The 14,817-nt window shown below is 39.6% G+C and carries 14 protein-coding genes; 12 read left to right on the top strand and 2 right to left on the bottom strand.

Features of this window, described 5'->3' with window-relative positions; genetic code table 11:
• The 4 genes from AB4138_RS07660 to AB4138_RS07675 all read left to right on the top strand — a co-directional run bounded on the left by AB4138_RS07660 (position 1) and on the right by AB4138_RS07675 (position 5,119).
• Complete coding sequence (locus AB4138_RS07660; RefSeq protein WP_102370493.1) at positions 1–1,392, top strand: APC family permease; 1,392 nt, start codon at positions 1–3, stop codon at positions 1,390–1,392.
• On the top strand, positions 1,389–2,480 hold the full coding sequence (gene aguA, locus AB4138_RS07665; protein ID WP_102370492.1) for an agmatine deiminase: 1,092 nt from the start codon (positions 1,389–1,391) through the stop codon (positions 2,478–2,480). Before AB4138_RS07660 ends, aguA begins: the two co-directional genes overlap by 4 nt.
• 702 nt (positions 2,481–3,182) lie before the next feature.
• A complete protein-coding gene (locus AB4138_RS07670) occupies positions 3,183–4,208 on the top strand; it encodes a DNA mismatch repair protein (RefSeq protein WP_372305511.1) in 1,026 nt (341 codons plus the stop codon).
• Positions 4,205–5,119 carry an AAA family ATPase gene (locus tag AB4138_RS07675; RefSeq protein WP_102370491.1) on the top strand — a complete coding sequence of 305 codons (915 nt, stop codon included), beginning with the start codon at positions 4,205–4,207 and terminating at the stop codon, positions 5,117–5,119. The genes AB4138_RS07670 and AB4138_RS07675 overlap by 4 nt, the downstream gene beginning before the upstream one ends.
• Positions 5,120–5,172: 53 nt before the next feature.
• Here the strand turns inward: AB4138_RS07675 and AB4138_RS07680 are convergent, their stop codons facing one another.
• Entirely contained in the window at positions 5,173–5,466 is a 294-nt protein-coding gene (locus tag AB4138_RS07680; protein WP_102370490.1) for a type II toxin-antitoxin system RelE/ParE family toxin, read from the bottom strand.
• Positions 5,463–5,726 (bottom strand): type II toxin-antitoxin system Phd/YefM family antitoxin, encoded by a 264-nt coding sequence (locus AB4138_RS07685; protein WP_050612999.1) that lies wholly within the window; start codon positions 5,724–5,726, stop codon positions 5,463–5,465. The genes AB4138_RS07680 and AB4138_RS07685 overlap by 4 nt, the downstream gene beginning before the upstream one ends.
• A 421-nt stretch (positions 5,727–6,147) precedes the next feature.
• On the opposite strand from AB4138_RS07685, the gene AB4138_RS07690 reads away from it, so the two are divergent.
• The 8 genes from AB4138_RS07690 (at position 6,148) to AB4138_RS07725 (ending at position 14,757) form a co-directional block, all read left to right on the top strand.
• On the top strand, positions 6,148–7,020 hold the full coding sequence (locus AB4138_RS07690) for a carbohydrate ABC transporter permease (RefSeq protein WP_050612998.1): 873 nt from the start codon (positions 6,148–6,150) through the stop codon (positions 7,018–7,020).
• Between the two features lies 1 nt (position 7,021).
• On the top strand, positions 7,022–7,960 hold the full coding sequence (locus AB4138_RS07695) for a carbohydrate ABC transporter permease (RefSeq protein WP_102370489.1): 939 nt from the start codon (positions 7,022–7,024) through the stop codon (positions 7,958–7,960).
• 7 nt (positions 7,961–7,967) lie between these two features.
• A complete protein-coding gene (locus AB4138_RS07700; protein ID WP_102370488.1) occupies positions 7,968–8,576 on the top strand; it encodes a DUF624 domain-containing protein in 609 nt (202 codons plus the stop codon).
• 23 nt (positions 8,577–8,599) lie between these two features.
• On the top strand, positions 8,600–9,871 hold the full coding sequence (locus AB4138_RS07705) for an AGE family epimerase/isomerase (RefSeq protein WP_372305517.1): 1,272 nt from the start codon (positions 8,600–8,602) through the stop codon (positions 9,869–9,871).
• A gap of 14 nt (positions 9,872–9,885) precedes the next feature.
• On the top strand, positions 9,886–10,968 hold the full coding sequence (locus tag AB4138_RS07710) for an ABC transporter ATP-binding protein (RefSeq protein ID WP_102370486.1): 1,083 nt from the start codon (positions 9,886–9,888) through the stop codon (positions 10,966–10,968).
• Between the two features lie 141 nt (positions 10,969–11,109).
• Positions 11,110–12,117, top strand: a complete 1,008-nt coding sequence (locus tag AB4138_RS07715; protein ID WP_102370485.1) for a LacI family DNA-binding transcriptional regulator — start codon at positions 11,110–11,112, stop codon at positions 12,115–12,117.
• Between the two features lie 183 nt (positions 12,118–12,300).
• Positions 12,301–13,665 carry a phosphomannomutase gene (locus AB4138_RS07720; protein ID WP_102370484.1) on the top strand — a complete coding sequence of 455 codons (1,365 nt, stop codon included), beginning with the start codon at positions 12,301–12,303 and terminating at the stop codon, positions 13,663–13,665.
• Between the two features lie 99 nt (positions 13,666–13,764).
• A complete protein-coding gene (locus tag AB4138_RS07725; protein ID WP_102370483.1) occupies positions 13,765–14,757 on the top strand; it encodes a glycoside hydrolase family 130 protein in 993 nt (330 codons plus the stop codon).
• Positions 14,758–14,817: the final 60 nt, after the last annotated feature.

The raw sequence follows: 14,817 nt of genomic DNA on the forward strand, positions 1-14,817 counted from the left end.
ATGGAAGATAAAAAAATGGGGATCACTCCTCTCGCATTATTTAGCCTTTGTGCTGTATTAGTCGTGGATACTTTAACTGCATCTGCGTCTATTGGTGTTAGTTCTATTGGTTGGTGGCTATTAATTCTCGTTGTTTTTGTACTGCCATACGGTCTGATCACATCAGAGTTGAGCTCTGCTTACCCAGGTGAGGGCGGTATCTACGATTGGGTCAAAAAAGCATTTGGTTCAAACTGGGCAATCCGAACGACATGGTTCTATTGGATCAACGTAGGGCTATGGATGCCTGCTGTTTATATTCTCTTTGCCGGAATGTTTGCCGAACTGTTCGCTCCTGACCTTCCTTTATCCGCTCAAATCTTGATTTGTATTGCTCTTACTTGGGGTACTGTCTGGATATGTAATATATCTACCGACATTGGTGTGATGATCACCAACTTCTGCGCGATTTTGAAAGTCATCATCATCTCTGTACTTGGGGTAGGTGGTTTTATTTATGCTGCTAATAATGGCGTAGCGAATGAATTCAGCTTTCAAGCGATACTGCCATCTTTCGATACAGGCGTCGCTTTTCTACCTGCTTTAGTTTTCAACCTGATGGGGTTTGAGCTAGTCGCCACAATGACTAAGCAGATGAAAGACGTAAAGCAAATGCCAAAAGTCGTGTTCCTTGCCATCGCTATTACTTCTTTTCTCTACATCGCGGGCACTATAGGCATCTTAATGGCTCTTCCTGTCGATGAGATTGGATTAGTAGCAGGTATTGTCGATACACTTAAAGTTCTGTTTGGTGAAGGTCCTCTAGGACAATTCATTATTTACGTATTGGGTGTTGTCACGCTTATCACTTTTATCGGTAATATGGTTAGCTGGACGATGGGTTCTAGCCGAGCTGCCGCAGAAGCGGGTAAAGAAGGAGAACTACCTCAAATAGCCGCAAAAACGTCTGATAAACACGGTACACCCGTCGGAGCCAATCTAATAACAGGTCTCGTTTCTACCTCCGTTATCATTATCTACGCCTTCTTTGCTAACACAAATGATGAACTATTTTGGTCAATGTTTGCTTTCTCTAGTTGTGTTTTCTTGATGCCATACCTGTTTATGTTTCCAGCTTACCTTAAGCTTCGAACTACCGATGCAGATCGAACACGTCCATTTAGAGTGCCGGGTAACTTGGTGGTACAAAAAGTCATTACAACAGTCTGTTTTTTGATTGTTTTTCAGGCTGTTGTACTATTTATCTTCCCTGACATTATTTTTGGCAATATTGAATGGACCTATTCTCTACCAATTCTTACTGGTGTTCTCATTACTATTGTTGTCGGAGAAATCCTGCTCATGCATGCCAACAAACGCAATAATATCAAGACCGCAGAGGAAATCGCATGAGTACGATGATTTCAGCACTACCAAAAGACCATAAGTTTCGTATGCCAGGGGAACACGAGCCACAAAGTGAAGTATGGATGGCTTGGCCAATTCGTAGTGATAATTGGCGCTACAGTGGCAAACTTGCGCAGAAGGCTTTCATTGATGTCGCAACGACTATTGCACAAAATACTCCAGTCGTCATGTTGGTGAATCATGAGCAATTTGATAATGCTCGCACTCAACTTCCCGCGCATATTCGCGTTATTGAAATGTCGTATAACGACTGTTGGATGCGTGATATTGGCGCAACCTATATCATCAATGATGAAGGCCAGCGACGTGGCATAAGTTGGCAATTTAACGCTTGGGGAGGATTAGTTGATGGCTTGTATTTCCCATGGGATCTCGATAACGCGGTCGCAGGGAAAATGCTGAACATAACCCAAGATAACGGCTATCAGGCACCGTTTGTGCTTGAAGGAGGTTCCATACATACCGATGGTGAAGGGACCTTATACACGACTGAAGAGTGCTTACTTCACCCTAGTCGAAACCCCGACTTATCCAAAGAACAACTAGAGCAATACCTGATTGATTATCTAGGTATTGAGAAAGTGGTATGGCTTCCTCTCGGTTTATACAACGATGAAACTAACGGACATGTTGATAATATCATGCACGTCGTAAAACCTGGAGAAGTTGCTCTAACTTGGTGTGAAGATCCAAGTGACCCGCAGTATCAGATCAGTCGTGAAGCCATTGATATTTTATGTAGTCAATGCGATGCAAAAGGGCGTTCTATCAAGGTACACAAGCTGCCTATGCCAGGACCTTTATTTATGAACAAAGAAGAAGCAGCCGGTATAAATCCAAGTAACGGGATGGAACGTAAAGCTGGAGAACGATTGGCAGCATCCTATGCCAATTTTCTCATCAGTAATGGACAAATTATCTTCCCATTGCTTGATAAACAAAAAGACCATAAAGCAAAAACTATACTGGAACACGCTTTCCCTGATTATAACGTTATCGGAGTTGAAGCTCGTGAAATTCTACTTGGGGGAGGGAACATCCACTGTATCACCCAACAAATACCAACAATCTAGTTTAAACTAGACCATTCAATACAAAGACCATCATACCTAGATAACAACTAACGCAGATTTATGCCTTCAATCAGATTTATATACATCTAATAATATTGCATCTTAAAAAAACAGATAGATCAGTGATAAAGTATTGATATGTTTTATATTTACTTAAGGAGCAACACCAAAGCTCTCTAGAGATTTGGTGTTGCTCCTTAAGTCACCGGCTGAACCTCAGTGAAGTTGGTACTTTTTAAAACTAGATCCTTAAGGTTCTAGTTTCTTAGAGATGCATCTTAAATATCGACATTTACCGAATACGTATTGATATTGGCCGATGTTATATAGATATTTACCGATCTAATACTAATATCTAACGATCCACCATATCAACATTTACCGACATTAGCCTTGTATATATAAACATTCACCGATCTAAATGGTAAAAAGATCAAAATTGACCAAGTTCACAGATCAACCATTAATAACAATCGTTTATCTGATCTAAAATGAAGTTCATACTAACATTTGAAATGAAGAAAAGATCTATATCACAGAACTAAACATTTACCGAAGCTAGTGAACATTTACCGATGAATATGGCCTTTCCAACTAACTATTTATAGATATTTACCGATCTGATATAGATATTTACCGAAGTTAGTGAGTTAATGATAGCTCTCTGTTAGGATAACACTATCGACATATTAGGTAATGATCATGGCTTTGACATCCAATTCTAGTTTGACAGTTATTAATGAAGAAGATCGTAAGAATCGGTTCATCTCATCCATTTTGTTTTCGAGAGCCACCATCTTTCATCCAGCTTCACGTTTAACTTCAACGATGCAATCCAAACTCATTGAGATTGCACAAAGCGGTGGTACAGATCCTAACTATCCACTAGAAAGTGTGAACATTAATAGCTACGGAAAGAACTTCAAAGTCGATTTACATGTTGATTATCTACTTCAACCACATCGAGATATTCTAGAAACAATGCTCGCGTATGCTCAAACTATTCAATTAGACGATACATCTTATGATGCTGGTGCCCGTTTAACTTGGTCTCAGGTATATAAAACGATAAGTGATGGTGATATATCAGACACTCAACAAGATGGTTTTGATTCATTTATTGATCGAGATGCAACAGTTCTATCAATGAGTATGTACGAACTGGCAACCCGTATGGGTATGGCGACGACTCGTGCAAATTATGACCAAATAGAACGTCGTATTACTCAGTTAGCTACAGCACACTTGGTGATAAATGAGCTCGATGAAGATAAAAATGTTGTGGGAAAAAAACCGTTGGAGTTTGTTCAAGACTACCGTTTTTATTGTGATCGGAGTAAATTCAAAACAACTCGTAGAAACAGTAAGAATTTAACTAACCATGTATTTTTAGTTCCAGATATGCGTTTACTGCAAGCAATACGGGATCATGGGTACTACTATCGACTAGAGCAACATAAGATGACGAACTACAGTAAACCATCAGTTCGTTCATTCTTGAAATACATCACTACGCATAAAGCTGAATTTTTACACAACAAGAAATTTGAGTGGGCACTCGATAGCTATATTCAATCAATTGCTTCGAAAGTCAGTCATAGTTTCCGCAGTGATCTCAGAAAAGATTTGTTGGCCAATGCTGTCCAAATCGAAAAAGACTTCAGTCTTCAATTTCGAGATGTAGGCAACGGTATACAGATTTTCTACATTGGGGAGGGAGAATCATGATAACTCAATCTCTTGATAGTCTGATGTCTTCGACAGCGAGTCAAAACCTGAGTTTTAGTTTAAAAGGTTTGCTCAAAGGGCATGTAGGCATGTTGATTGCTGCGCCTAACGTAGGTAAGTCTCACCTAGCGTTGTGTATTGCAATGGAGCACGCTTCTTCAATGTCATTATTAGGGATGAGTGCAATAGAAAAACCAGCAAAAACCTTGGTAATAAGTTCAGAAGATAGCGCGGGTGTCATTCAATCTAGGATGAAAGAAAAGTTAGCTAACTGTACAACAAGCATTAAGTCAGAGTTAAAAAATAATTTACACTTTCTGACAGACATTGAACCGATAGTGATACCACCCGGTAGCTCGTTACAAGAACAGGCAGAACAAAAACAGTATTTAGAACAGCTCAAACAAACTTTCTCTGAGTTTAATTTAGTGATAGTTGATACGGTGACGGAATCAATAGGCCGTTGTGAAGAGGTGAAACATGATCGCTTAATTAAGAATGTTTTTCAGAGCCTTGCCAGTGAATCGGGTGCCAGTTTGTTGCTTGTTCATCATGTGAATAAAGATGAGATCCGTGGTAACCAAGAAATTACTATGGCATCAGGTGCTGGCTTAACGTCGATAATGCGCTTAACAAAGTGTTTGTTTACGCTAAAGAAAAGCAGAGAGTCTTTGTCTATTAAGTATCTTAAGAGTAACTATTTACCCGAAAATGAGAATCAAGAGTTCAGCGTTGAAGTGAGACAAGGCCTCACGATTAACCCACACGTATTCAGTTTGAAATCCAAAACGTCTAAGTCAGCTAGATCAACACCATGCATTAAGAAAACCCCTAAAAAAATTACGTTGCCCGGCACAATTCCAGAGCAGGAAGAAATTGAAGAACGTAAAAATCTCAGGGACGTTTTGTAAATGGCCTTTTATACTTTCAATCAGCACCGAGATTATTTTAAGAGTTAAGATAATTATGAAAAGTGCTTGCCCGGAGACATGTGCTTACCAAGCACGGCAGCAATAACAATGTGATCTCGCTTTTGGATGTAATAAATCACATGATGCTTTAAAGGAAACCGGAAATAGTTTTGGCCTAGCTCAAAAAAAGCTATGCCGAGTAGCTGGTTGTTAGCCAGTAATTCCATAGATTGCTTTAGCTCTGAGAAGTAAGTTGTCCATTGTGTTTGCCCCCATCGCTCTAAAGTATAGCGACGAATCTCAATGAGATCCGATTGCGCTGCAGAAGACAGCTTATATTGCTTCATTTATCAAATTTACCTTGGTCAAGTGCGTTCATGAAATCATTACCGCCGACTAGGTTATCTGATAGAGCATCAGCTTCAGCTTGTTCGAAGCGTGATTTTATCACCATCAATTTCAATGCCTCAAGTTGTTCGTATTCCTCACAAGACATCATCACCGCAACAGGTGAACCATTTTTATTTATTTGTATAGGTTCACGTTGAACCTTCATTAATAAGTCACCAAATTTGGTTTTAGCTGTATTAGCAGTAAGTGATTGCATAATAATCTCCTTTTTCGTTCATTATAAACGAATCGAACGATTTAACCAATTTGTGTCATATGACTAAGGAACAAACGAAAGGGGCGTTTCATCTTTGACTTTTACTGGGAAAGCAAGAGTTCCAATGTCGACAGTGCATTGTTTTCTTACTAGATATACTTACTGCTTTATTTGATATCGTAACGTTATTATTAAATTTGATTGAGCGTAGTTTTTATTTTAATTTAGATGATATTTTGATTCATATCACGTTATGCCTAGAGCTATATTTTTCGATGTTGATCGGCTTCACAATAACCTCTCCAAACATCGGATATTGATTGTCACACTAAAATCGTAACGTTAAGATTCCTGTCAGATAACGAGAATAGCTTGCGTGCTCTGAATTCAATTTCGTCACAATGGCACTTACGGAGTACTTATGTTTGACCTTACGTTAAGACAACAGCAAAGATTGATTATTTTTGCATTTCTAGCGATACCACTAACTTTATTGTTCACTTTTTCCTATTATCCTGCGAGCCAATTATTCTATATGAGTGTTACTGATTGGGATGGTTATGCACCTGTCAAAAACTTTATTGGCTTAGAAAACTACACTTATCTTTGGGAAGAGCCTGACCAGTTACACCCTCTACTTGTGACTTTGTATTATTTTGCTGGTGCAGTTATCCAGCTCACACTTTCTCTTTGGTTTGCCGTTTTAGTTAACTCAAAATTAGCTGGTCGTAACGTATTTAAAACACTTCTATTTATTCCATTTGTATTGAATGCTGTCGCTGCTTCAATGGTATTTCAAATTTTTTATCAAGTTGATGGTGCTCTAGACAGTTTCTTAATTGCTATTGGTTTAGAAGATTGGATCAAACCATGGTTAATGGATCGTGAGGTCGTGAATTGGTCTCTTGTTGCAGCATCTATTTGGCGCTATCTAGGATTCAACCTAATTCTTTTCTTTGGTGTACTCCAATCTATTCCACAAGACCAGTATGAAGCTGCACGTATTGAAGGTGCATCTGAATGGCAGCAGTTTAGGTTTATTACGCTACCTTCAATCAAGCTAGTGATTGGTCTACAGGTTCTGCTTGCTTTCGTCGGGTCGTTGTCAGTATTTGAAATCCCAATGATCATAACTAAAGGTGCGAATGGCACTAAGACATTCGTTATGGCTACGTTAGAAACAGCATTCAACTTCAATGACTTCGGTCTTGCATCTGCAATGGCAGTACTGCTGCTCATGATAGTGGTTCTATTCATGATTCTACAAAAAGTGCTGTTTAAAGAGGAAAACTAAAATGAGTAATCAAGAGGTGGCATTAAGCCATGAAGATCAGCGGGTACTTGAAAGAGTAGAACGTTCTGAAAAACAGATGAAAAAAGCTCGATTAAAGAAAAATTTATCTAATCCGTCATGGGTGTTTTGGTCAACATTTAAATACTTGACCTTATTCCTGGCATCTTTGGCGGTACTCGTTCCACCTTACTCGGTATTGATGACGTCATTTAAGAGTCTCGATGAGTATTATGCGACAAGTAAGGTTGGTCTTCCTGAAAGCTTTACTAACTTTAGTAACTACATCAAGGTTTTTTCTGATGGTGATTTAGGGTTAGCTTTCTTCAATACAGGTTCAATTCTACTAATTTCACTTTTCTTTACCATTATCTTTGGTACTCAGGTCGCCTACGTTCTTTCTCGGTTTGAGTTTCGTGGCAAAAAGCTAGTGCTCTTAGCTTATGTGGTTGCGATGGTGATCCCTGCGGTAACGACTCAGGTTGCAACCTTTGAGGTGATTAAATCATTAGGCCTGATTAACAACAAGGCATCTGTAGTATTGCTATACATTGGTGCAGATGTGGTCATGATTTATGTCTTCCTTCAGTTTATGAAAGGTATTCCTGTAGAGCTTGATGAAGCAGCGAAAATGGAAGGTGCGTCGTACTTCTTAATCTATAGAAAAATCATTTTACCTTTATTGAAGCCTGCGGTCGCAACCATCGTTATTTTGCGTACTATTTTCATCTACAATGATTTCTACTTTCCATTGTTGTACTTACCAGAGTCGTCCCAAGTAACTGTATCAACAGCACTTTACAAGTTTACTTCAGTGTTTGGTACTGAATGGACTACGATTTCGGCAGGCATTGTGATCATTTTGATTCCATCTATTGTTATCTTCCTGTCACTCCAAAAGCAAATATACGCTGGTGTAACAAACGGCGCAGTTAAAGGTTAAAAGTATTATGACTAGTACCTCTCCACTCATCATAGCTTGCCAATGGATAAGCAGACTTGCTTGGTTAAATTTAATCTGGGTTATGTTGGTGATATGTGGTGCGGGATTGTTCGGAATTGTTCCGGCTTCTGTTGTGGTATGCACATTGTTGAGACGTCTCCTAAATGGCAACAATGTACAAACTTCTGAGGTATGGGAAGAATATAAATCGGTATTTTTTAGAGCAAATCAGCTATTAATAATTGTGTGCTTACCTTTGTTTTCTATAGGTTGGTATCTTCATTGGACGATTGTTAATGGCTCAAACATTGTGAGTGTCGTTTCTTTGGCTTTTGCTCCAGCGTTAGTGATTGCGAGCGTATGGTTATTTTGCTGCATCATTCAGATGAGTATTTACCACTCAGAGTCGATAAAAGATGACCTAAAAAATGGACTGTCATTACTCTTCACCGAAAAAAAACTAGTCATGATTTGTATGGTCTTACTGCTATGCCTGTTAGGAGTAGCGCTGACGATGCCTGTATTGGCATTAATTTTTGGATTAACACCAATATTTACGTGTGCCGTTGCTTGGTTATGGCACAACAAAGAAGAATTAAACACATTACAAATGTGATACACAGTTAGAGAGAACCAGATATGTCTGAACTCCATAAATTCAAAGCTGAACTAAAAGCTGAAGCAGAGTCCATTTTAGATTATTGGATGCGATTGCAAGATTATACCGTGGGTGGTTTTTACTGTTATGCCGACTTTTACGGAAAAGTTGATACAGAACACTCTAAAGCAGTTTTATTGCATTCACGTATTCTTTGGACGTTTTCTAATGCTTACCGTGTGTTAGGCAAGCCGGAATACCTAGCAGCTGCGAACCATTGTTATCAATTCATGACAGAATATGCGCTCGATAAAGAATGCGGCGGCGTATATTGGATGTTGGATAAAAATGGTAACGTTACGGATCCTCAGAAGCACGTTTACAATCAAGGTTTTGCAATCTATGCGTTTAGTGAATTTTACTTAGCAAGTGGTGACGAAGGTGCGCTGGCGCACGCTAATTGCCTATTCGAGTTAATTGAGAGTCATGCCTTTGATGAAGAGTTTGGTGGTTATAATGAAGCCTTTGATCGTGAATGGAATCAGATTGAAAATCACCTGGTGTGCGACACTGCTGAGGGTGTTCTTGCTGAGAAATCGATGAATACACATCTGCATATTTTGGAAGCATACACCACGTTACATGAAGCATGTGGAAGTGCTTCAGTTCAAGCACAATTGCATCATTTAGCTGAACTAATGAAAGATAAGGTGGTAGATAAGTCATTGCACTACGGGTTGTTTTTCACAAGAGATTGGAAGTGCGTTTCAAAGGATGTGTCTTACGGACATGATATTGAAGGTACTTGGTTAATGGATGCTGCAGCAGGTCAATTACAAGACCGCGACCTTGCTCATCAAATTTTCGAACAGACATCTCAAATGGCCAATATTACTTTGGTTGAAGGTCTAGATCGCGATGGTGCGGTATTTAATGAATTGCGCGATGGGTTTTTGCTTGATTCAGACAGAATTTGGTGGGTACAAGCAGAAGCTATGGTCGGCTTTTTTAATGCATATCAGAAGCATTCACATGTGCCATTAATGCAAGCTGCAAAAGACTGTTGGGATATTATTCAACAGCAGCTTACCGATAACGAAAATGGTGAATGGTACTGGAAAGTAAATCGCCTCGGAAAACCATATCATGATGAACCAAAAGTTGAGCCTTGGAAATGCCCTTATCACAACGGTCGAGCGTGCTTAGAAGTCTATAGGCGTATTGCTCCACTTGAACAAACTGATCAAATACTTGAACAAACTGATCAAATACTTGAACAATCGCAAAATAATGCGCTAGTAGTTACTCATTAATTAAGGATGCCATCATGCATGCAGTAGAAGTAAAAAAACTAAATAAATCTTTTGGTAAGACGGTTATCCTAAACGACATTGACCTAGAAATGGAAGCCGGTGGTTTCACTGTTTTATTGGGCCCCTCTGGTTGCGGTAAATCAACGTTGTTACGTCTTATCGCTGGTTTAGAAGATGTGACATCTGGTGAGGTTGTGATCGGCGGTAAAGATGTAACACTTGCTGATCCAAAAGATCGCGATATCGCAATGGTATTTCAATCTTATGCTCTCTTTCCACATATGACAGTGGAAGAGAATATAGGGTTTGGTATGAAGATCAATAAGAAACCAAAAGCCGAAATTGAAAAGCGTGTACATGACGTTGCGGACCTACTTCAGATCGGCCATCTACTCGATCGTACTCCTGCTCAGTTATCTGGCGGTCAACGTCAGCGTGTTGCTATTGGGCGAGCATTAATGCGAGAACCGAAGGTATTCTTGTTTGATGAACCATTATCGAATCTAGATGCAAAATTGCGTGGCGAAATGCGCTTAGAGTTAAAGAAACTACATGACAAATTAGATTCAACGATTGTATACGTGACGCATGATCAGATTGAGGCTATGACACTGGCCACTAAGATTATTTTACTTAACAAGGGTATACCCCAGCAAATTGGTACGCCATACGAGATTTACAACCAACCTTCAAACGTATTTGTTGCCAAGTTTGTAGGTTCACCGCAAATCAACCTACTAAAAGGTTATTTGATGGAACAAGAAGGTAAGTGGGGGGTATTAATTGACAACCTTTGGTTACCAGTAGCAGATTACCAATTTACAGATCAACCTACAGAAGGAAGAAAAGTGTTGTTTGGTATTCGCCCAGAGCATGTTTCTCAATCCCCACTAAACAGTCACTATGAGATCGAACTTGGCGTTAACGCATTTGAGATGACAGGTTCAGAGACGTTAGCGGAGTTTGATCTTTGCGCTCAACCATTAAGAGCAAAACTTGATGCGAATTCAGATATTAAAAATGGTGACAAATTGGGACTTCATTTGAATTTACAGAACATCTCAATCTTTTGTGCTGCAACGGAAGAACGAGTTTAAGAGTAGCTTTTATAATGTAAAACAGGCCTTAGTGCCTGTTTTTTGTTTACAGAGATCGTAATTATGGGATTTTAGCTTGAGCAATATGTCATAAGATGCGACACTTTTTGCAACGTTACGGAAATTACAAATAGTAGGCTCATGGCTAAAGCAACACTTAAAACTATCGCAGAATATACGGGTTTATCTGTCACTACAGTCTCACGAGCTTTGAAAGATGGTGATGATGTAAAACAGCCGACGAAAGATAAGGTTAAGGCTGCTGCAGATAAGTTGGGTTACCGGCCAAACTTATCTGGTGTAGGGCTAAGAACCGGTATCAACTACAATATTTGCGCAATTTTACCCGTAACTAAGCCTGGAGATATTGTTGGTGATGTTGGCACACTTGCACTAATTAGTGGGCTGACTGCTGGTTTAGAGGGGACACCTTTTCATCTTACAATGTTGCCGCTAGAACCCGGGCAAGATCCATTAGAACCAGTAAAATACGCAGTTGAAAATAGCCTCGCAGGTGGCATTATTTTCAATTTGACGGAAACCAAAGATGAAAGAGTGACATATCTGAACGATCAGAATGTACCTTTCGTAACATTTGGTCAAACAGAGATGTCTATAGATCATGCATTTGTCGATATTGACAATTATGATATAGGCTACCGCGCTGCCTCTTATTTATATGAGAAAGGGCGAAAAAACATTAACTTGGTGAGTTCATCTCAGATCTATACATACGCGTGGCATAAGTATTATGGTGTAAAACGCGCTTCGATGGAGTTTGGCGCTGACTTTGATAAAGAGCGAGACATTGTTTACGATACTGATGTTGAGAATTATCGAGAATATGCTAAGTCACTGATGGAGTCTGATAACGCGCCTGATGGTATCGTTTGTGGTTCTGAGATCAGTGCATGTGGGATGATTGCTGGCATACAAGACGCTGGTAAGCAGATTGGGAAGGATGTCGATATCATAGCTGTAGAAACCTGTGATTTGCCAAGTTTCTTTTTACCTCCAATTACTGGCTTGCGACAGGACATGCATAGCATAGGTAAAAAGTTATCTGAATATATCGTTAAGTCAGTAGAAGGTACGGATGTGTCTAAGCTGCAATATATTGAGAAAACTAAATTGTATGATCGTTGCTAATTGATACGCTTTCCGTAACCTTACCATTTTAAAAAAGCCAAACATTTTTTGTTTGGCTTTTTTTATCTCAATTCCAAATTAAAACCTAATACCCATCACACTTATTAGACTTTGCCTAAACAATCTCTTGAAAAGCCACTTCAAAAAAAAGAAAATGAAAACGTTACGATTTTAGGGGGAAATATGAAAATTAACGTGGATGCTTTTAAAGCCTATGACATCCGAGGACGACTTCCTGATGAGCTTAATGAAGACATTGCTTATCGAATTGGTCGTGCCTTTGCAGAACATATTAAACCTGAGCGTGTTGCTGTTGGTTATGATATTCGTTTAAGTAGTGAAGAATTAGCACGAAGTGTTCGTTGCGGTTTAATTGACGGTGGTGCAGAAGTTTTAGATCTTGGTCTTATTGGAACTGAAGAAGTTTATTTTGCTACCAGTCACTTAGAGTTAGATGGTGGAATCATGGTAACGGCAAGCCATAATCCTAAAGAATACAACGGAATGAAGCTTGTTCGAGAGCAAGCTAAACCCATAAGTGGCGATTCTGGCTTAAATGAGATTAAAGAATTAGTTGCAAAACAAGATTACGTTCCGTCTGATGATGTTGTTTTTTATGAGCAAAAATCGCAACGTTACGATATTTATAAAGAGTATACAGAGCACCTATTAGGTTATCTAAACCGTGAACATTTACGTCCATTACGTATTGTTGTAAATGCAGGTAATGGTGCTGCTGGGCATATGGTTGACGGTTTAGAGCCGTTCTTACCATTTGAATTCATTAAAGTTCACCATAATCCAGATGGTGAATTTCCTAACGGAATCCCTAACCCTTTACTTCCTGAAAACCGCCAATCTACTGCGGATGCAGTGAAAGCACATGATGCTGACTTTGGTGTGGCTTGGGATGGTGATGTAGACAGATGTTTCTTTTTCGATGAAGAAGGAAATTTTATTGAGGGTTACTACATTGTTGGATTGCTTGCTCAAGCATTCCTAAATAAAGATCCAGGCGCAAAAATTATCCATGACCCTCGTTTGACATGGAACACGGTTGATATTGTGAATCAAGCGGGTGGGGAAGCTATCCAATCTAAAACAGGTCACGCTTTTATCAAGGAACGCATGCGACAAGAAGATGCCGTATATGGTGGCGAAATGAGTGCGCATCACTACTTCCGTGATTTTGCTTATTGTGATTCGGGAATGCTTCCTTGGTTACTTATTGCTGAACTTATTTCCTCAAGTGGTTTGAGCCTATCTCAGTTTGTGCTTCGTGCTCAGCAAAATTTCCCTATATCAGGCGAGGTCAACCGACATGTAGATGACGCACAAGTCGCCGTTAAGCGTGTGTGGGATGCATTTGTCGATACTGCATTGGTAACCGATCTGACAGATGGAATAAGCATGGAGTTTGATATGTGGCGCTTTAATCTGCGTTCATCAAATACCGAACCAGTCGTTCGACTTAACGTTGAGTCGAAAGGAAATATAGCGCTTGTAGAACAGAAGACTTCTCAAATTTTAGCACTTTTAGAAGCCTAACAAATAATTTTGAACATCATTTCTAATGATGATCAAACCTGAATAATATTTTGGTTATTAAAGTATAACCAAAGAAAAGATAAAATATCGGAGTACAAAATGTCTGTAAAAATTATTGGTGAATCTATCCCTAATATGCCTTGGCAAAACCGTCCTGAAGGTGAAGAAGGCGTAATGTGGCGTCATAGCGAAAACCCAATTATTGGTTGGAATCCTTTCCCTGCGGCTGCGCGCGTGTATAACTCTGCAGTAGTGCCTTTCGAAGGTGCTTTCATTGGTGTATTCCGTTGCGATTATAAAAATGGTCGTCCACATCTTCACGTAGGTCGTTCAGGTGATGCTCTTAACTGGGAATTTGATCACGCTCCAATCGTTTGGAAAGATAAGGACGGCAATGATGCACAACCAACTTACGCTTACGATCCACGCGTTGTAAAAATTGAAGATACATACTATGTAACGTGGTGTACCGATGACCATGGTGCCACATTAGGCACTGGCATGACCAAAGACTTCAAAACATTTACACGTCTAGAAAACGCGTGTGTACCATTCAACCGTAATGGTGTTCTATTCCCACGAAAAATCAACGATCAGTTCGTAATGCTGAACCGTCCTTCCGATTCAGGTCACACGCCATTTGGCGATATTTTCTTAAGTCATTCTAACGATATGGAGTACTGGGGTAAGCATCGTCATGTAATGGGTAAAGGCGGTAACGGTTGGTGGCAAGGTACCAAGATTGGTGCTGGTCCTATCCCAATTGAAACATCTGAAGGGTGGTTAATGATTTACCATGGAGTTTCAGGTACTTGTAATGGTTATGTATACAGCTTTGGTGCGACTCTGCTTGACATTGATGAGCCATGGAAAGTGCTATACCGCACCCGAGACTACATCTTAACGCCGGAGAAAGACTATGAAACAACAGGTTTTGTTCCTAATGTTGCATTCCCATGTGCGGCACTAGCTGATGCTGATACTGGTCGTATTGCAGTGTACTACGGGGCTGCTGATACTTACTCAGCAGTTGCTTATACAACAATCGATGAGATTATGGCAGAGCTAAAAACTAAGTCTGAAGTGTTTTAATTCGAACAAAACACGTTTCTTTTACGAGTCATCTCTTAAATTTAATGAGCAGGCGAGTTT

The organism is Vibrio sp. 10N.286.52.C3, from assembly GCF_041468865.1.
Taxonomy (GTDB): domain Bacteria; phylum Pseudomonadota; class Gammaproteobacteria; order Enterobacterales; family Vibrionaceae; genus Vibrio; species Vibrio crassostreae_C.